The organism is Lysinibacillus sp. FSL P4-0201 (genome assembly GCF_038593425.1).
Taxonomy (GTDB): Bacteria; Bacillota; Bacilli; order Bacillales_A; family Planococcaceae; genus Lysinibacillus; species Lysinibacillus capsici.
This window is the reverse complement of the sequence record NZ_CP151995.1, coordinates 1,461,974-1,480,632: the sequence shown is the minus strand read 5'-3', so window position 1 is coordinate 1,480,632 and position 18,659 is coordinate 1,461,974. Positions and strand designations below refer to the sequence as shown.

Genomic DNA, 18,659 nt, shown 5'->3' with positions numbered 1-18,659 from the left:
GACATCAGACTAAAAATATTAAGTTTTTGCCGATATATATTTTATACACAACAGGAGGTACACAAAATTTGAAGAAATTATTCACTAGTTTTCTTTTGATCACTCTGTTGATAGCAGGCTGTTCCTCAGCACCGACAGAAACATCAACTGAAGGATATAAGATAGGAATTTTACTATCAGATGCAGGACTAGGCGATGAATCATTTAATGATTCCGCTTTTAAAGGCTTAGAAAAAGCGCGCGATGAGCTAGGCATTTTGTTTGATTACAAAGAGGCTCCTGATGGTAAATACGAGGAAAAGCTGAATGAACTTGTAGCAGAAAAATATGATATCATCATTGGTCTCGGGTTCTCTGTACAAGAAGCACTAGAAAAGACTGCAAAACAAAATCCCTCTCAGCAATTTATACTGATTGACGGGCAATCTGATATTAACAACATCATTTCGATTACCTTTAAAGAACAAGAAGGTAGCTTTTTAGTTGGCATGATTGCCGCTATGACAAGTAAAACAGGAAAAGTTGGCTTTATTGGTGGAGCAGATGCTCCTGTTATCCATCACTTTGAAAATGGTTTTATCGAAGGGGCACGTTATGTACAGCCATCGATTGAAATTATGAGTGACTATGCTGGTACCTTTGACGATACCCAGGCTGGTGCAGCAATAGCAGAAAGATATATCAAAAATAACGTTGATTTTATTTACCATGCAGCAGGCTTTACTGGCTTTGGGGCGATAAAAAAGGCAGAGGAAATGGGGATCTATGCAGCAGGTGTTGATATCGATCAGTTTTTTGTTGCCGAAAAAACAGTTGTCACATCCATGCTTAAAAATGTTGATCTAGCCGTCTATCAACTCGCTAAGACATTAGTAGAAAATGGTAAAATTACAGAAAAATCCTTTGCATTAGGTTTAGCGGATCAGGGTGTGGGACTAGCAGATATTCGTGTAATTCAACTGACAGCTGAGCAACAGACTGCTATCGAAAAAGCCAAAGAAGCCATTATTTCAGGTACGATAAAAGTTACTGCGGAAAAGAGGAATGACCAGTGACACTACGTAAGAAATTATTTATGAACACATTGATTCCAATCGTATTGGCTATGGCTATGATTGGTTTTATTATCCTACAAACATTCACGATCCAAACAACAGCACAGGATGATACGAAACTTTTACTTGCAGTGAAAGAACTAGAGCAAAGTTTAGTTGTTGCCAGCCAATCTTTAAATAATTTTACCTACCTGGATAGTGAAGCCAATAAAAACGAAGCGCTCGCTATTTTACAAGAAACAAAAAGTAATTTAGAGGCATTAGCTTCCCTAACGAGAATACCTGAACATCAGACAATCGTCGAAAAAATAGCTAGTAAATTTGAAAATCTAGAAAAAGCGACTGAAAGCGGGTTTCAAGAAAACAATCGCTCTGAAATTAAAAAGCAGTCCATCAGAATTAAAGGAATTTTAAACGATATGTATTTGCTCAAAAAAGAAACGAACGAATGGTATCAAGAAATGATCCAAGTAACGAAGCAAAAAATAGGTTTCATTACAACCTCTACCATCATAGGTAGTGTGCTATTAATTATTGCTACGATACTTTATTCCTATGTAGCTGCGAAAAGAATTACCAAACCCATTAATCAGATTGTAGATTGTGCACAGGCTGCAGCAACAGGAAACTTAACAATGGATACTTCTACCCTTTCCTATCAAGCAAACAGTCGATATGAGATTGATCAATTAACAAAAAGCTTTGCAGACATGATGAATAATTTAAAAAGTACTGTACAATCCATTGATAATATTGGAAAGGATGTTAATTTGTTTACACAAGAAGTGACGAGCCATATGAACAATATTCATGAAAGTAGTAATCAAGTCGCTACCTCAACCGACGAATTAGCAAAAGGCAGCTATACGATGTCCGAAGACATTCAATCAGTGGCACTCCAAATGAATAATATGGCAGATCAATTTAGGGATGTTATGCGTACGAGTGAGCAATCGGCTGACACTGGTAAACAAGCTCTGGAGGCTGTTCAAAATGGTCAATATTCATTAGAAAAACAATCTTCCATTGCAAAGGATATATCAACCACATCACTTGATATTAAGGAAGCTGTAACTCAATTTTCTCAATTCACTTCGGAAATTGAAGGCGCAGCCAATGCTGTCCATACGATTGCTAGCCAAACAAATTTATTAGCACTAAATGCTGCTATCGAGGCTGCAAGAGCTGGAGAAGCAGGCAAAGGGTTTGCCATTGTTGCTGAGGAGGTTAAAAAGCTCTCTTCTGAAACGGAGAATGCTACGAATTTAATCACTTCAATGGTCTCGCATATTCAAGATGGCATTACGCACATCCTTACTACGGCTGAACGAGGTTATCTGCTGTCAAATGAGCAATCTCAATCCATGGTAGAGACAGAACAATCATTCTCTGTTATTACCATGCACATAACAAATATCCATCGCAATTTACAAAACCTCACAAGAGAAATGGCACAAACAAATGAAATGAGCCAGCAAGTAAATAGTACCATTGAAAATATTTCTGCTATTACAGAAGAAACGGCTGCTGGCACAGAAGAAATATCGGCATCAACGCAAGAACAGCTACTTTCCTTCCAAAAAATTAGTGCTAAGATAGACGATCTTGAAGCTATGACTAATACGTTGATGAATGAGCTCAAAAAATTCACCCTATAGCGATTCGATTCATTACCGCAAAAAATCCAGTGATATGATTCACTGGATTTCTTCTTTCATTATAAAGTTAAACCACCATCTACTAACACAATAGAGCCTGTCATATAGCTTGCTTTGTCCGATGCTAGGAATACTACCATTTCTGCTAATTCCTCTGGTTTTGCATAGCGCCCCATTCTCATATTTGGAATCTCCTCTGGCACATAGCCACCTGTTTCAAACATCGCAGTTACACTGTTTGTTAATGCCGTTTCTACTCCCCCTGGACAGATACCATTGATCCGAATACCTTTTTTTACATACTCCAAAGAAGCTGATTTTGTTAAACCCACTACTGCATGCTTACTTGCAGAATAGACAGCCATACTGTGCTCACTGCGAACTCCTGCTGTAGAAGCTGTATTTATAATTGAACCGCTTCCTTGTCCCTCCATTACTTTTAAAACATATTTTAAGCCAAGGAATACACCCTTCACATTGATTGACATAATACGGTCATATTCTTCATCTTCAATCTCTGTTAGTGGAGAAATTTTCTGAATAACCCCAGCATTATTGAAAAATACATCAATACGTCCGTACGTATCAACAGCAGTATTGACATATTTCTGAACGTCTTCACTTTTTGAAACGTCTGCCTGAACGAAAATACCTTCCCCGCCTTGTTCTCTAATCAAGCTTACTGTTTCTTCCCCTGTTTCTTTGTTGAAATCCACTACCACCACTTTTGCACCATTGCTAGCAAGTTTCAAGCTGCTAGCTCTTCCAATTCCGCTTCCTGCGCCTGTTACAACTGCAATTTTATTCAAAAGATCCATCTTCTATTCCTCCCTAACATTTTAAAGTCACTGTCTATTTTATTGCTACTTCTCCTTTATTTATTGTATTATTCTACACAAAATAGTACTTTCTCAATGTCTATCCAATAAAAATGTAAATGCTTTCATTTTAATAGAATTATTACGAACTGGAGTGTAGGAACATGAAAATTAACACTATTGATCTTCAATACATCAGCCAATTAATCTATGAAACACATCATCTTCCAGTCACTTATATTAATTCATTAGGAAAAATAATCTTTGACTATTCATCAACAAATAATCCATCTTACATTTCTTTAAAGGAACAGTTGAAAACATATCCTTACCATAAAGATTCTAATGCCTATCCAATTTTTTTCTCTTATGCTGAGTTTAATTTTTTCTATATTAATGTGCAGCAAGAGGATCAATATTTAGGTGCAATTGTAGTTGGCCCTTCCCTTTCTCCAGAAGTGGAAGACATAAAGACAAGTGTTAATCAAGAGCTGATTCCTATTCTTCATTATCAACAAAGTTTAGCCATTAGTTTATTTGTGTATTACGCCATCTATCAAAAGAAATTAAATAAATCTGCTGTCATTTATCACAACCAAGCATTAAGACCTCTCATTCGTCATGAGGAAAATACTACGCTTGAGCTCTCCTATGCAAGAAGAAATGATATTGTTCATACAAATCTTTACTATGAAAAAATATTGTTAGACAATGTGAAAAATGGGCGTATAGAGAAACTAAATGAAGTTTTGAATTATTCCATTGTTGAGCAAGCAGAACTTGGAATACTATCAAAACGCAATAATTTAAGAAGTGTTCAATATTTGATGATTACAGGCATTGCACTTATTTGCCGTGCAGCAATTGAGGGTGGTTTAAATGAAGAAACAGCCTTTACATTAAATGATTTTTACATTCAAAAGCTAGAAGATCAAAACAGTTTAATCGAAATTCTTTCGTTAATGGAGGAAGCTATTTACGACTATACAAGCCGTGTATCACAGGCAAATACAATGAAGTATTCTGGACCCATTACTACCTGTATCCATTTTATTGAAAATGAGTTGTATGGGGATCTAACACTCGACCAACTTTCAGCAATTTGCCACCTAAGCCCCAATTATCTTTCCTCCTTATTTAAAAAGGAAGTAGGTACTTCCTTTAGTGAATATATTCAGCAGCAAAGGATTGATGAGGCGAAAAAACTCTTAACATTTACCAACTATCCAATCCTAGACATCGGTTCATTACTTAATTTCACAGATCAAAGCTATTTCATTAAAGTTTTCAAAAAATTTACGGGAATTACCCCTAAACAATATAGAACTAAGTATTCTCATAAATAATTCGATATAGAGGGAAAGTAAAAAGATGGTAGAAATCAATTTTTACTTTCTCTTTCCTTTTTTGAAGTACTAACAATATCATCTATGTCATATCTTGAATTAAAACGTAACCATTACACTTTAAGGAGGTCTATGTGGAACGTCTCCATTTTTCTAAATATGTATTGAATTTTTGGTTGCTCTTCATTTTATTCCTAGGCATGCTACAACTACTGTTATTCAACGTCTCAGCTCTAAACGACCTTAGTTCCTCTCTACTCAATTTAAATACGATATTTTTAAGTATTTTAATTGAAGCATTACCATTTGTCTTAATTGGAATACTGATTGCTGGCTTTATACAGATTTTTATAACAGAGGAACATATCCAAAGGTGGATTCCTCGAAACCCTGTGATGGCAGTTATCATGAGTTGTCTTGTAGGTGCATTATTTCCAGCCTGTGAATGTGGGATTGTTCCGATTGTTAGAAGATTGATTGTCAAAGGCGTACCTATACATGCAGCTATAGGCTTTATGTTAACTGGTCCACTTATTAATCCCGTTGTTATTCTTTCTACTTATATGGCATTTGGAAATGATTTAAGAATAGCGAGCCTTCGAATGCTTGTTGGCTTTGTCATCGCTATTGTAGTAGCATTACTTATCAGCTTATTTTTTAAAGGCTCCCAATTTAAGAGCTCTTTACAGCCCTACTCATTAACAATCCCTAGTCAACAAACATCCTTCTTCACCAAATTATTAAATATGGTCAAACATGCCATCGATGAATTTTTTGATATGGGGAAATACTTAATTATCGGGGCATTTTTAGCTGCCTTTGTACAAACCTATATATCTACCAAAACACTCGTAGCCATTGGAGAAGGTGAACCCTCCTCCATTCTAGTTATGATGGGCTTAGCCTTCATTCTGTCACTTTGCTCTGAGGCAGATGCCTTTATTGGCGCATCCTTTAGTGCTATTTTCTCCACTCCATCCATTCTGGCCTTTCTTATTTTTGGCCCTATGATCGATTTGAAAAATACCATTATGTTGATGAGCGTATTTCGTTTAAATTTTGTTTTTTGGTTAATCGCCTTAGTGGCTACAGTTGTCTACATTAGTATATGGATTCTTTCAGCATATCTCTAAGGGGGAAAACCATGAAATTTCACGTTCAACAAGCGCTAAGAGCCTTCATGTTACTCGCCTTTTCGGCTATGATTGCCAACCTGCATTGGACCGGAGAACTAACAAAATTTATCAACCCTAAATATGAAGGGCTGAGTAAAACAGCCGCCATTTTATTTTTTATACTATTTCTTGTTCAAGTGACAAGAATTATATCTTTTTCAAAGGTTCCCCATTCATGTGATCAAACGGGACAAGCATGCTGCTCCCATCACGACCATGGTCACACAGCCTTTACCCGAAAAAAAATGATAGCCTACCTCATTATCATGACACCAATAATGACAGGCTTCTTCGTGCCAGCAAAAATTTTAGATGCATCCATCGCTGATAAAAAAGGTGGTGCATTTATTCTCACCCAGCAAAATCAATCATCTAAAATAGAGGATTACCTCACTTCAAATGAAACGATTGATGAAAACATCTATGATGAACATGAAGCTGATCCCCGACTGACAGAGGAAAAACAGGAAATGACAAAAAAACAATATGAGCAATTAAAGCAACAGCTATCCCAACAATCCATGCTAAAAATGACCGATGAGGACTACACGATTTATTATGAAGAAATTAATCAAAATTTGGCTAACTATTTGGGGAAGAAAATACAGTTGAAGGGCTTTGTTTTAAAAGAAAAAAATTTTACAGAAAAGCAACTAGTGATTTCAAGATTTCTTATTACGCATTGCGTCGCCGATGCCAGTATTGTCGGCTTTCTGACAGAGTTTTCGGACGCTCCTACACTCACAGAAGATACATGGATTGAAGTGGTCGGTACAATTAGTCAAACAACATATGAAGGTGCAAGCTTACCTGTTATCCATATTGATGATTGGGTAACAATCGAACAACCTGAATCACCTTATCTTTATCCTATTAATATTCGAATGAGTTTCTAGCAATAAAAGGGCAAAGCTTATGGCTTGCCCTTTTTCAGCTATTAATGGGGGATCGCACATCTAAGCCTAAATGGGAGCGTAATGTGCTACCTTCATATTCAGCTCTGAATAACCCCCGCTCTACTAACATGGGAATAACGTCGCTAAAGAACAAATTCAAAGATTTCGCAGGTCCGCCTGGTATGGCAATAAAGCCATCCAATGCACCCTCTTCATAAAAAGTAACGATTTGATCGACAATATCCTGTGGTGTACCGATTGCTACAAGGTGGGCTGAGCCAATTACCTCTGGACGTGCTAACAATACTGCGACAGTTGGTTCATTGTTTACAATATAACGACGTACCAAATCTGCATGTGTTTTACTACGTACTTGTTGATCTTTTGATGGCAGCATATCAACCGTTACCTGATCTTCAAGTGCCAAATGACGAACATCCATGCCAATCACAGATTCTAAAGCACTGTAGCGCCGCTCAAGTGTTAAATGTGCATGTGCTTGTCGGTGCATTTCGAGTGCTTCTTCATATGTATCCCCTATAAAGAAATAGAGTCCGGGTAATAAGCGAATATCGTCGGCTGAACGACCTACTTCTATAGCCTGCTGACGCAAATCATTACGCATCTCAATACCCACCTCCATGGCTGGTGTAGCCGCAAAAATCGCATTGGAAACAGTAGCCGCAAATTGCCGCCCAACATCCGACGCTCCTGCTTGGAAGAGTGGAATCTCTCCTGCTGGATGCATTGGGAGATTTAAGGGACCTTTTATATGGAAAAATTCGCCTTCATGCTCAATTGGCTTAACAAGCTCTTTTATTTTCTCTAAATTCCCATCCATTTCTAATGTTTCATAGGGATAACTATGCCATAGCTGCTTGACCACCGCTGTACATTCTGCAGCTTTAGCATAACGCTCCTCGGAAGAAGGCATGGGCTCATTGCTGAAATTATGGGCGCCATCTATAGAGGTTACGATATTCCATCCAACTCGTCCTTCGCTAATCCAATTTAAGGACTGCAATTGACGCGCAATCAGATAAGGTGGCGTAAAGGATGTAGAAATCGTTGTTACTAAGCCAATCTGTTTCGTTTCTCTTGCCACCATCGCCATTAAAAAGTTAGGATCTAAGCCAACTGTTCCTTTCATTTTAGCCATTAATTCTGGATGAGCTGTTAAATAATCCGCCTTAAATACAAAATCTAATTTCGCTGCTTCAGCACGCTGCGCAAATGCAATATGTTCTTCTATCAACGCACCCTGTTTGCCATGATTACCGTAAACAGCTAAATGCATTCCAATAATAAGGTGTCTTTTCATTGCTACTCTCCTTCTTTTTAATTGATAATGATTATCATTTTCATAATAATCATTCATGGCAGAGATTGCAATGAAATACTATTAAGTTTTTGAAGGTCCTCTACAAATGAAAAATAAGCAAACAACTAATATTTACCATAAAGTTAAATAAAGGTATTATTGAGATAATTCAAAAATATTTAAGCGGAGGAATCATGAGAAAATTTACCTCTTTATTTATAGTTACTCTTTTTATATTTCCAATTGGTGGAGCATCTTTTATAGAAGATCCTATACTCCAACCATCTATTCCGCCGAACCTTGGTGCTTCTGCTGAGGAATCTTATTCTACCTCCACAGCTGAAAAAAGTGATGATTCTCTTCTTACAACGTCTTCTACCTTTCCAACTGGTCAGGGTTCGATGAGCTTTAATTTTAAAGCACCTAGTAATGGCACTGATACAATTCAAATTTATGTGAAAAATAACAGCTCACAATCTATTAGGTTTATATTAACTGCACCTAATGGAACGGTTTGGATAGACGGAGAGATCATTAAATCTGGACAATCATTTACTTCAACTTACGAGTTGGATGCAAGCCAAGCTGGTCAATGGTTCATGAAATTTGATAATAATGATGGTTCTTCAATTACAGTAGATATAAATACAAGTTACGAAATTTAATATGGAGCTTCACCCTTTAGTTTTTTTCTATTCAAATAGGTGATGCAAAAATTTGTTTTTCCGTTGGGTCCCAGAGAACAATTCCAACATCCTGCTTCTGATCGATTACCCGAATGGTGATGGGGATATAGTCAAATAAAATTGTATTTATTTTTGTACTAGTGAGCTGTAACAAGCCAATTAATTCAATATCATTAACCAGTGGTACATGTATTTCTAGATTAATATCTGTTAATTTGCCATCTTCATAACGAAGTTTTCCCATGATTTTAGGATTTAAATGTTTAAATCCACCTTGAATATCCTCTTTAAAAATTAATAATTTATTATACATATTTTGGTCCAAACTATATAAAGCATCTGAAGGGAATATATAATGCTTTTTATCTATATCAAACCATTTTGTTATGGTATCTGCATCTTTAGGAATAAAGGTTTCAGCTAAAAATATGCCTGGAATAATATCGTTTATATTAGATTCTTGATATAAAGTTAAATAAATAGGGACTCTCGGATATTTTTCATTTTTTCTAATATCCTCAAGAATCCTTTTAGCTACTTCCTTCCCATAATTTTTAACATCGTTGATATCATCATCATTTTGGTCTACTTTCACTTGGCCTGTGTAAATTAAACCATTGGCATCGGAAACTCGTATATCATAAAATTCATTTAACGAGATCGCGATCGATAGTCCCTCTACTTTGTTATTTTCTTTATTAATAAAATTTTGTTCTAACACATGTGAGAGAATCAAAGGATACTTTTTTTCATCCTCTAGCACATTGTCACTTCTAGTTTCAATGGCTGGATTTAACCCAATACCTTCATCTGTTTTTCTACTTAACCATTGGCTGATCATTTTCTCTTCGAGATATTGACCTTCCTGCATTTAAAACTTGTCAGTTGAGAAATGATTCACCGATAAATTCATGAGTCCTCTTTCAATTTCATTAATATTTAAAGCGTTATTCATATTATTGATGATTGAACCTCTAGCAATATTGACTTTTGCAGGCTGTTGAATCTCATAGACTTCCTTTTTCTGAATCGATGAAATATACTTTTTCTCATTAGCAGTAACACTTTCGTCCTCACTACTACAAGATGCTAAAATCAATATTGGTGCGAATAAAAATAACATAAAGCTTCTTTTTTTCATTGCTATTTCTCCTTGCATACTATGTATCATTTGATAAATTATCTCATTCAACGATACCAAATTTACCAAAATAAAACATTATATATTTACAAATCTCCCCATTTACCTATCAGATAATCAAAAAAGACCTATGCTCGTTTTCTCGAACATAGGTCTTACTGCTTTCAACTGCTAATGAGTGGGTTTTTCACTACATTGGAGTGGCTCTCACACTTTTAAGAGCGGGTTCTCACCTCTTTAAGAGCGGGTTCCCTCCTTCTTAGAGCGATTTACCCCTCAATACTATTTGGCATTTTTATCGGGCTGGTGAATACCAAATACATTGCCTTCCGTATCAATATAATAGCCTTGCCATGCCATTCCTGGTAATGCGTACTTTGGCATGGCTACTTTGCCCCCGTTTTCAAGAATTTTTGCTTCCGTTACATCATAACTTTCAACACCCATTGTACAAGCAAAGCCATTCAACGCTTGGTTTGTTTCTGGTGGAGGCCCTTGGCGTTGCATTAAAGCACCGTTAATGCCAAGTTCACCATCTTCACCTGTCACGGCACCGAAGTAAGGCATGCCTGCATATTCACTCCAGTCCTGAAATGACCATCCAAAAACTTTCCCATAAAAATCCTTAGCCCGATCCATATCACTTACATGAATTTCAAAATGAACTAATCTCCCCATAGTATCCTCCTTAAAGATGAATGTATTTGATCATATTTACTATATATCATTTTTCTGAAGATTAAAATTAATAAATTATTTCTGCCATACCAACAACACGTTGGTTTATAGAGACTTATATGGAATCTCCCATCTATTATTCAATTCTATTATTTTTAGAACTACAAAAAAGTGTGACTAGAAAATGAATTATTCTCTAATCACACACTATTAGGGCTAGTTATAATTGACTATATACCGAAATGGCATCGGTAATATTATATTGCTCCGTTCTAGGGCTGCCGTCCGCTCCTACTGTCACTAGCACATATTCTTGTCCATTTATAAGAGCTAAGCTTGCTAAACATAAGCCTGCATCTTCTGTATAGCCAGTTTTTCCACCTAAAATTTCCCCTCCTGGCAATGCACTTGACGTCATATGCTGAAACATGCGACTGGTAAAAGTAATGCCTTCCGGATGAAGGTTTGTTGATTTTATAGAATATCTTTCTGCTGTATAAACATTTCGAAAATCATCGTTTGTTAAGGCGTATTGTAAAAGTAAAGACATATCCTTTACAGTTGTATAATGATCTGAATGGTGGAGTCCAGTTGTATTCACAAAGTGCGTATTTTTCATGCCTAGCTGCTGCGCCTTTTCGTTCATCAGTTTCACAAATCCACGTTCTGACCCCGCAACATATTCAGCTAAACCTAGTGATGCTTCTGCACCTGATGGCAACATAGAGCCATACAACAAATCTTCTACTGTCAGCTTTTCATTTGGGAGAAAGCCCGCCACTGACGCATTTTCCTCTAATAAATCCCGAAAGATATGTTTAGGTAAAATGATTTCTTCTTGTAAATTGGAGATCTGCTCAATCGCGACTAGAACCGTCATCATTTTTGTCAAAGAAGCAGGATAAATCTTTTCCTCACTTTTTTTATCTAAAACAATTTGATTTTCATCCAAATTCACTAAAATTGCATTCGAACTGTACATATCAAGATCGAGCATATGCTGACTGGCTGTTTGTACTACTTTTGGTGCATGATCTATTTCCTGACGTAAAGTCATTGGCGATTCTTTCAATAGTAAATAAACGAAAATCATTATGGATAAGAACAATAAACTCAATATACCTTTTCTCTTGAACATAAAAACAACTCCTTCTCTTTATGCTTTTATTCAACCATAAAAAAAGGAGCTTATTTTTAATTTACTATTAGTGAATTCTTAAGGTTTCTTAAGAATTGGTTGGAATCATCACGGTGAATACGGTTGTATCATTACTAGAAGTTGCGGTAATGGTTCCGCCATGGGCCTGTACAATTTCATTAGAAATGGCTAAACCAAGCCCAGCACCTCCTGTTTGGGTAGACCTTGCACTATCTAAGCGGTAAAACTTTTCAAATATCATTTTTAATTTTTCAGGAGGGATCGTCTTCCCTGTATTCGTAAACGAAATAAATGTCTGATTATTTTCGCTTTGCGCACTAATTTCAATTGTACTATTTGGATCACTGTAGGCAATTGCATTTTTTAAAATATTATTAAATACCCTTGCTATTTTATTACCGTCTGCATAGATAGTAATATCTTCATCTAATTTGACGATGGCTTTTTGACCCTTTGGTGCCAGCAATGGATAAAACTCGTCGGCCACTTGCATTAACATATGTTGTAAAGGAATAGAATCTTTCTCTAAAATGATGGATTGTAAATTAAACCTGGTTATTTCAAAAAATTCATTGATTAGTTGTTCCAGTCTATAAGATTTATCTAATGTAATCGTCACATATTTTTCTTTCTGCTCTACCGGCATATCCCTCGCTTCATCTAAAAGACTTAAGTAGCCAATAATGGATGTTAAAGGTGTTTTAATATCATGCGCTAAATAGACAACTAAATCATTCTTTCGTTGCTCAGCTTCTTGTGCATCCCTTGCACGCTTTTCTAATTTATATTTCACGTTATTTAATTTTTTCTCCAAAAAATCGAGTTCAGCTGGGAGCTCAATTTCCTTCCCTGACTCATCAGCAAGCATGGTAATACTTGAACTAATTTGATGAAAATATCGGGTAAATCGAGACAAGGCGATATAAAAAATAATCAATAATAATAAAATAAATCCTATCGCAAGCCAAAGTGATTTATTTTGTCGAAATAACACATGATAGGCATTGCTTGCAGCATAATAATCAAGCTGCAAGACATTTTCACAAAAAGCAATAAAAGCATCTGCAAAGGGAGCTTGTAAGACCCCATCAATAAATGCAAAATTAATAAAAAAGCCTATGATGCTAGCGATGACAAGTATCGAAATAATTTGTAGAACCATTTTCCTTTTCAGTTTGCCATACTCATTTTTCAATGGTATACCCCACTCCCCAAACCGTTTTTATATACTTTGGGTTCTCCGCAGCATCCTTCATTTTTTCCCGTAAATGTCGAATGTGAACCATTACCGTGTTATTGCTGCTAAAGTACTTTTCCCCCCAAATTTCTTGGAATAATTGCTCTGAGCTAATAACTGTCCCTCGATTTGCACATAAATACCAAAGAATAGCGAACTCCGTAGGTGTAAGGGATATGGGTCTTTCATTTAAAAAGACTTGTCGTGTGTTTTTATTAATCACCAAGCCAGCAAAATCAATGATATCTTCCTGTTGCTTCGAACCTTGGTTGTAGAAAGTAAATCTTCGTATTTGCGCCTTTACACGAGCAACCAACTCTAATGGACGAAATGGCTTTGTTATATAATCATCTGCTCCCAGAGAAAATCCATTTATTTTATCGATTTCTTCTTCTTTTGCCGTAAGCATTATCACTGGAAAATTCAGTGTTTCTCGGATTTTTCGTAAAATAGTAAACCCATCTATATCAGGCATCATAATATCCAGAACAGCTAAATCTACTTTCTCATGCTCAATACATGCCAAAGCCTCTTGAGCCGTATAAAACTTAAATACATGATAGTTTTCATTTTTTAAGTAAAGTTCTATTAAATCTGCAATTTCCTTTTCATCGTCAACAACTAATATATTCAACTGTATTGCCCTCTCCTTCTCCCTACTTGTTTTCCAATGATTTTTCACAGGCATTATAGCACTTACGCATGACTATATCTATTATTAGGGTAGTTAGATGAAAACATCTTTCCAACTCTACTTTTAATAGGTTTATATTAACAAAATCATAGATAGCTTCATAATGAACTATTACTACATCAAAAATAGGCTTAGGTTATATCCCAAGCCTCGCATTTTCTGGTAATTAATTTGTTGGATTGATTGCTGTAGCAGTAGATTTTCGACTCATATCCTGTGTTACCACTCTACCTGCGTAATATAGCATTTGTTTATTTAATTTATTCTCTTTTACAGCTATACTGGTCGGTTTCACTTTTAGAACAAGCGTTTTGCTCCCTAAAGATGACTGATATTTTTCGATATGCTTTTTTGATAAAGGTGCTTGGTAATAATCTGGTACATATTTATCAAGCATTGCCTGCATAGCAGCAGTAGCTTCATTTAAATCTGTAACAAATTCTACCAAACCATTTGCTACTACACTTATATAAGCCGTATCAGTCTCAGCAGGAATAGGGTCTACCATTGTTCCATAATTTTCACTTATTGTGATACATGCATTCCGATTATTTGTTAGAATATCTATTTTTCTTCCTTCGTTGGCACCATGAAAATAAAAACTTCCGTCTTTGTAAACATAATTTAGCGGAATAACATATGGCATATGTTGATCTACCAAGCCAAGAAATGCAGTTTGTGCGCCTTCTAAAAATTGTTTAACTTGTTTTTCATCTGTACAAGCTCTATTTATCATCCGAATATCTGTTACCATTATCATTCCCCCTATCCTCTTCTAAAAAGGAGTCTACAGCAGTATTGCACGTTAAAAAAGGGACAGTTTGATGAAAGGGCATGGGTACAAGGTAAAAATACTAGTTTATCAAAAGCCCATACTATTTTCTTAGAAGTTCTCTAGTTCTACAAATGAATGTCATATATTGAATGATTTATTCTCCAAATTTTCACCTACATCACGATAGAATAGTTTAAGTTGCGCAACAATCATAATGCTAATGACTACAAGTAAAAACCATGAACTGATTTTACCAAAATGAACAATCGACCAAGACACCTCTTGATTCGGATAGGACCATGCTCCAAAGAACGTTGCAATATTTTCAGCAATCCAAATGAAAAAGCCAATCAAAAAGAACGATACAACAATGGGCATTTTAAAGACTTTGTTCCGTACTGTAAATTTTACAACAGTACGATAAAACACAATAAATAGTAGTGCCATTAACAGCCATCTAAAATCATAAATAAAATGGTGTGTGAAAAAATTCAAGTAGATAATGGCTCCAAGTGGAATAGCTACATAACTTTTTGGCCAGCTTACAATTTTTAAATCAAACCTACGCCAAGCTTGGCAAATATAACTTGCTACACTCGCATACATAAATCCGCTATATAAAGGCACACCCCCTATTTTTGTCCACGCCTCTTCAGGATATGACCATGAATTGAAATTCACTTTATATAGTTCGAGCACGAGCCCAATAATGTGAAACAAGCAAATGACTTTTATTTCATCCTTTGTTTCTAAACCAAATTTATACATCAAGTACTGAGTCAATAGACAAATTGCCAAAATAAAGTCATATCTTCCTACCCCAGGTATTTGAATGACTTTAGAGAGTGCAAGTGTAGCAAATATCACAACAGGAAAAATACAAGATAATGATTGATGATACGTAAAGACTCCTAAGTCTTTAATAAAATTCTTCAACATGAATCCACCTCAAATGAACTTGTTCATAATTAAATTGCTTCTTGTATGAAGAATAAACGATAAATTATCTTATTTCAATATTTATTTATCGAAAAACAATAAATTTTTTTCTATTATTACTGGAACTATTCTTTGTTAAATACGTCTTTGTTGTTGCTTATCTATGAAGAAAAGAGTAGCCATGTAAGTAGCTACTCTTTGATATTAAAGATATATTTTTTGATTTAATTTTAATTGGACTTCTTGTTGGTTTATTTCTAAATTCGTCACTTTTTTCACTTTTAAATAATAAACGATATAACAACCAATGAAGAATGCTCCACCACAGTAGAGTGCTAAACGTTGAGCTGGATCAAAAGCCAAGCTTGCCATAACAATACAGTTCGCTAATAAACCTAAAATAGGGATCACTGGATACAGTGGCGCTTTGAATTTTAAATCCTCTACTTTTCCTCCTTGGCGTATATAGGAGCGTCTAAATGCAATTTGAGATGCTGTAATCGCAATCCAACCAATTTGTGCACCTAAGCCTGCTAGAGATAATAACCACACAAAGACTGTATTAGCAGCAAATACACTTGACAGTAAAGACAGACCTGCTACAGCGAGTGTGATTAGTAATGCATTCATTGGGATACCTCTTTTATTAACTTTCCCTAAAACGGGACTTGCCATCTTTTCGACAGATAGTGAGAACAGCATACGTGTTGCAGCATAAAGACCCGAGTTTGCGACAGATAATAAGGCTGTTAGGATAACAAAATTCATAATATCTGCTGCATATGGAATACCAATGCTATCTAATACGACTACAAATGGACTTTCCACCACCCCTGCTTTATCCATTGGTATCATTGCTGCAAGTACAAATACGGATAACACAAAGAAGAACAGCGTACGCCAAACAGTTTGCTTAATAGATTTAGGGATAGTCTTTTCAGGATTTTCACTCTCCCCAGCAGCAATACCAATCAATTCTGTACCCTGGAATGAAAAATTCACGGTAATCATTGTAATAAGCAGTGCTGTTACACCATTAGGAAACAATCCACCCTCATAAAAATGAGTAAGGAAAGGGGCATTTGTTCCATCTTTCATATCGATTAGCCCAAACATAGCTGCTCCACCAACCGCAAGGAACATAATAATTGCCAATATCTTAATGCTGGAGAAGACAAATTCTGCTTCACCAAATGCTTTTGCTGATAAACCATTCAATACAAAGAGTAGTGCTGCAAATATTAGGCACCACATCCATACTGGTGAATCAGGAAACCATCTTTGCATTAGTTGTCCAGCCCCTAAAAACTCAAGAGCAACAGTTACTGCCCAACCTAGCCAGTATAGCCATCCAACGGCAAAACCAGTAGCAGGACCGATAAATTTCGTTGTGTACGTTTGGAATGAACCTGATACCGGCATAGCAACAGACAATTCACCCAAACATAGCATTGTTAAATACATAACTGCTCCGCCTACTAAGTAAGCTAGGATGGCACCAGTTGGCCCAGCTTGGTTAATCGTGTAGCCTGATCCAAGAAAGAAACCAGTTCCAATACATCCGCCAAGTGAAATCATAAATAAGTGTCTTGCTTTCATACTTCTTTTTAATTCATATTGTTCTGCTGCCATAAAAAACTCCTTACATTCATTATCTGTGTAAGCACTTTCTTTTTTTCGTACAAAACAGATAACAATCTAAAATTTGAATGTTAATAGATAAACTGTTTTATATATTTTATGAACTGTCAATTTTCTGACAAAATAAAGGCTATTGAATAGCTAAATTGTATTGTAAACTTACTATAGGGAGAGCTATTTTCTTATAGTTGGTTGTCGCGACCTAATTTTTTAAGAAAAGTTCTTCCTTCTGGGATACAAAATGACTTCTATTCATGGCTTAAAGTAATGTATCGCCAAATAGTGAGCTGATTAAAGCTACCGCAGCAATAGCCGTTTTATTGTATTGATCTAATACAGGGTTTGTCTCAACAAATTCTGCTGAAGTAATAATATTTGCTTCTGACAGCATTTCCATAGCTAAATGACTTTCACGATAGCTAATACCACCTGCTACTGGCGTGCCTACACCTGGTGCATCATTTGGATCCAGTCCATCTAAATCTAATGATAGGTGAACACCGTCTGTGCGCTCCTTTAAATAGTCAATCGTTTCTGACATTACTTTCGTCATTCCTAAACGATCAATTTCATGCATCGTGTATACTTTAATACCAATTTCCTTAATAAGCTTTTTTTCTCCAGGATCTAAATCTCGAGCACCAATGATAACAACGTTTTCAGGCTTTACCTTTGGAGCATAGCCTCCGATATTTGTAAGTGCTGGATGTCCAAGGCCCAAGCTTACAGCTAAAGACATGCCATGGATATTTCCTGAAGGAGATGTTTCACCAGTATTTAAATCGCCATGGGCATCATACCAAATGACACCTAGATTCTCATAATGCTTGGAAACTCCTGCTAATGTTCCAATAGCAATACTATGGTCTCCACCTAAAACTAAAGGAAAACGGTTTAAAGAAATTTCATGGTCTACTTTTTGGCCTAGCTTCTCGTTACTTTCTGTGACAGTTTTTAAATTTTTTAAGTTTGTCTTTCCTTCTGCGTCTTTATCTTCGTGTACGAAGTCAATAGTTAAATCCCCTTCGTCGTAAATCGAATAACCAAGTCTCTCAAGTCGTTCAGTTACCCCCGCATATCTGATAGCACTTGGTCCCATGTCTACGCCTCTTCTTGTTTGACCTAAATCCATGGGCACCCCAATAATTGTCACTTCTTTATTCATGATGTTTTCTCCTCTCCAATAATTACTTTCACAGTATAAAGAAATTGCAACATTGACTCAACTCGACATTATTTTAAATTTTTATACAGTTTAAATTATTAAAAACATAGATTTATTCTTGTATAAACGATTGCATAAACGCTATTTCAATGCATAACAAAACATTTTTTTCCTTTTAAGTGCGTATTTTTGTAAAAAATTACTAAACAAAATATTAAAACTGTTCTTTTTTTATAGTTTTTTCCGAAAATTTTGACGGTAATTTTATCTATAAA

Annotated in this window: 16 protein-coding genes and 1 pseudogene; 6 read left to right on the top strand and 11 right to left on the bottom strand. The window is 35.8% G+C overall.

All coding sequences use genetic code 11. The features are described 5' to 3' along the window. Positions 1-68: 68 nt before the first annotated feature. Together MKY76_RS07220 and MKY76_RS07215 are read left to right on the top strand one after the other, a co-directional pair. Positions 69-1,055: a BMP family ABC transporter substrate-binding protein gene (locus MKY76_RS07220; protein WP_115673461.1), complete on the top strand. Its 987-nt coding sequence runs from the start codon at positions 69-71 to the stop codon at positions 1,053-1,055. Further along, complete coding sequence (locus MKY76_RS07215; protein ID WP_342557599.1) at positions 1,052-2,713, top strand: HAMP domain-containing methyl-accepting chemotaxis protein; 1,662 nt, start codon at positions 1,052-1,054, stop codon at positions 2,711-2,713. The genes MKY76_RS07220 and MKY76_RS07215 overlap by 4 nt, the downstream gene beginning before the upstream one ends. Positions 2,714-2,772: 59 nt before the next feature. Here the strand turns inward: MKY76_RS07215 and MKY76_RS07210 are convergent, their stop codons facing one another. Beyond that, entirely contained in the window at positions 2,773-3,531 is a 759-nt protein-coding gene (locus MKY76_RS07210) for a glucose 1-dehydrogenase (protein ID WP_054550678.1), read from the bottom strand. Positions 3,532-3,695: 164 nt separating this feature from the next. Between MKY76_RS07210 and MKY76_RS07205 the strand changes: the two genes are divergently transcribed. From MKY76_RS07205 to MKY76_RS07195, 3 genes are all read left to right on the top strand, one after another. Then, positions 3,696-4,877: an AraC family transcriptional regulator gene (locus tag MKY76_RS07205; RefSeq protein ID WP_305193364.1), complete on the top strand. Its 1,182-nt coding sequence runs from the start codon at positions 3,696-3,698 to the stop codon at positions 4,875-4,877. A 134-nt stretch (positions 4,878-5,011) separates the two neighbouring features. Further along, a complete protein-coding gene (locus MKY76_RS07200; RefSeq protein WP_342557598.1) occupies positions 5,012-6,010 on the top strand; it encodes a permease in 999 nt (332 codons plus the stop codon). A gap of 11 nt (positions 6,011-6,021) precedes the next feature. Next, complete coding sequence (locus MKY76_RS07195) at positions 6,022-6,948, top strand: TIGR03943 family protein (RefSeq protein WP_257961455.1); 927 nt, start codon at positions 6,022-6,024, stop codon at positions 6,946-6,948. 34 nt (positions 6,949-6,982) lie between these two features. Here the strand turns inward: MKY76_RS07195 and MKY76_RS07190 are convergent, their stop codons facing one another. Next, positions 6,983-8,245 (bottom strand): NtaA/DmoA family FMN-dependent monooxygenase, encoded by a 1,263-nt coding sequence (locus MKY76_RS07190; RefSeq protein WP_342557892.1) that lies wholly within the window; start codon positions 8,243-8,245, stop codon positions 6,983-6,985. Positions 8,246-8,463: 218 nt separating this feature from the next. Between MKY76_RS07190 and MKY76_RS07185 the strand changes: the two genes are divergently transcribed. Then, positions 8,464-8,934, top strand: coding sequence for a hypothetical protein (locus MKY76_RS07185; protein ID WP_342557597.1), 471 nt, complete (start codon positions 8,464-8,466; stop codon positions 8,932-8,934). Positions 8,935-8,965: 31 nt separating this feature from the next. On the opposite strand, the pseudogene MKY76_RS07180 reads toward MKY76_RS07185, so the two are convergent. The 9 genes and pseudogenes from MKY76_RS07180 to rocF all read right to left on the bottom strand — a co-directional run bounded on the left by MKY76_RS07180 (position 8,966) and on the right by rocF (position 18,384). Continuing rightward, a pseudogene (locus MKY76_RS07180) lies at positions 8,966-10,078 on the bottom strand (CamS family sex pheromone protein). Positions 10,079-10,378: 300 nt separating this feature from the next. Further along, positions 10,379-10,774 (bottom strand): VOC family protein, encoded by a 396-nt coding sequence (locus MKY76_RS07175; protein ID WP_112117635.1) that lies wholly within the window; start codon positions 10,772-10,774, stop codon positions 10,379-10,381. A gap of 220 nt (positions 10,775-10,994) precedes the next feature. Beyond that, complete coding sequence (locus MKY76_RS07170) at positions 10,995-11,912, bottom strand: serine hydrolase (protein WP_048389674.1); 918 nt, start codon at positions 11,910-11,912, stop codon at positions 10,995-10,997. An 88-nt stretch (positions 11,913-12,000) separates the two neighbouring features. Next, on the bottom strand, positions 12,001-13,095 hold the full coding sequence (locus MKY76_RS07165) for a HAMP domain-containing sensor histidine kinase (RefSeq protein ID WP_244205601.1): 1,095 nt from the start codon (positions 13,093-13,095) through the stop codon (positions 12,001-12,003). Positions 13,096-13,117: 22 nt separating this feature from the next. After that, positions 13,118-13,810 carry a VanR-ABDEGLN family response regulator transcription factor gene (gene vanR / locus MKY76_RS07160; RefSeq protein ID WP_167444827.1) on the bottom strand — a complete coding sequence of 231 codons (693 nt, stop codon included), beginning with the start codon at positions 13,808-13,810 and terminating at the stop codon, positions 13,118-13,120. Between the two features lie 220 nt (positions 13,811-14,030). Then, a complete protein-coding gene (locus MKY76_RS07155) occupies positions 14,031-14,618 on the bottom strand; it encodes a pyridoxamine 5'-phosphate oxidase family protein (protein WP_112117633.1) in 588 nt (195 codons plus the stop codon). Positions 14,619-14,777: 159 nt separating this feature from the next. Next, positions 14,778-15,578: a DUF817 domain-containing protein gene (locus tag MKY76_RS07150; protein ID WP_115673470.1), complete on the bottom strand. Its 801-nt coding sequence runs from the start codon at positions 15,576-15,578 to the stop codon at positions 14,778-14,780. 204 nt (positions 15,579-15,782) lie between these two features. Continuing rightward, positions 15,783-17,210, bottom strand: coding sequence for an amino acid permease (locus MKY76_RS07145; RefSeq protein ID WP_004232450.1), 1,428 nt, complete (start codon positions 17,208-17,210; stop codon positions 15,783-15,785). 268 nt (positions 17,211-17,478) lie between these two features. After that, positions 17,479-18,384 carry an arginase gene (gene rocF, locus MKY76_RS07140; RefSeq protein ID WP_048389666.1) on the bottom strand — a complete coding sequence of 302 codons (906 nt, stop codon included), beginning with the start codon at positions 18,382-18,384 and terminating at the stop codon, positions 17,479-17,481. Between the last annotated feature and the right edge of the window lie 275 nt (positions 18,385-18,659).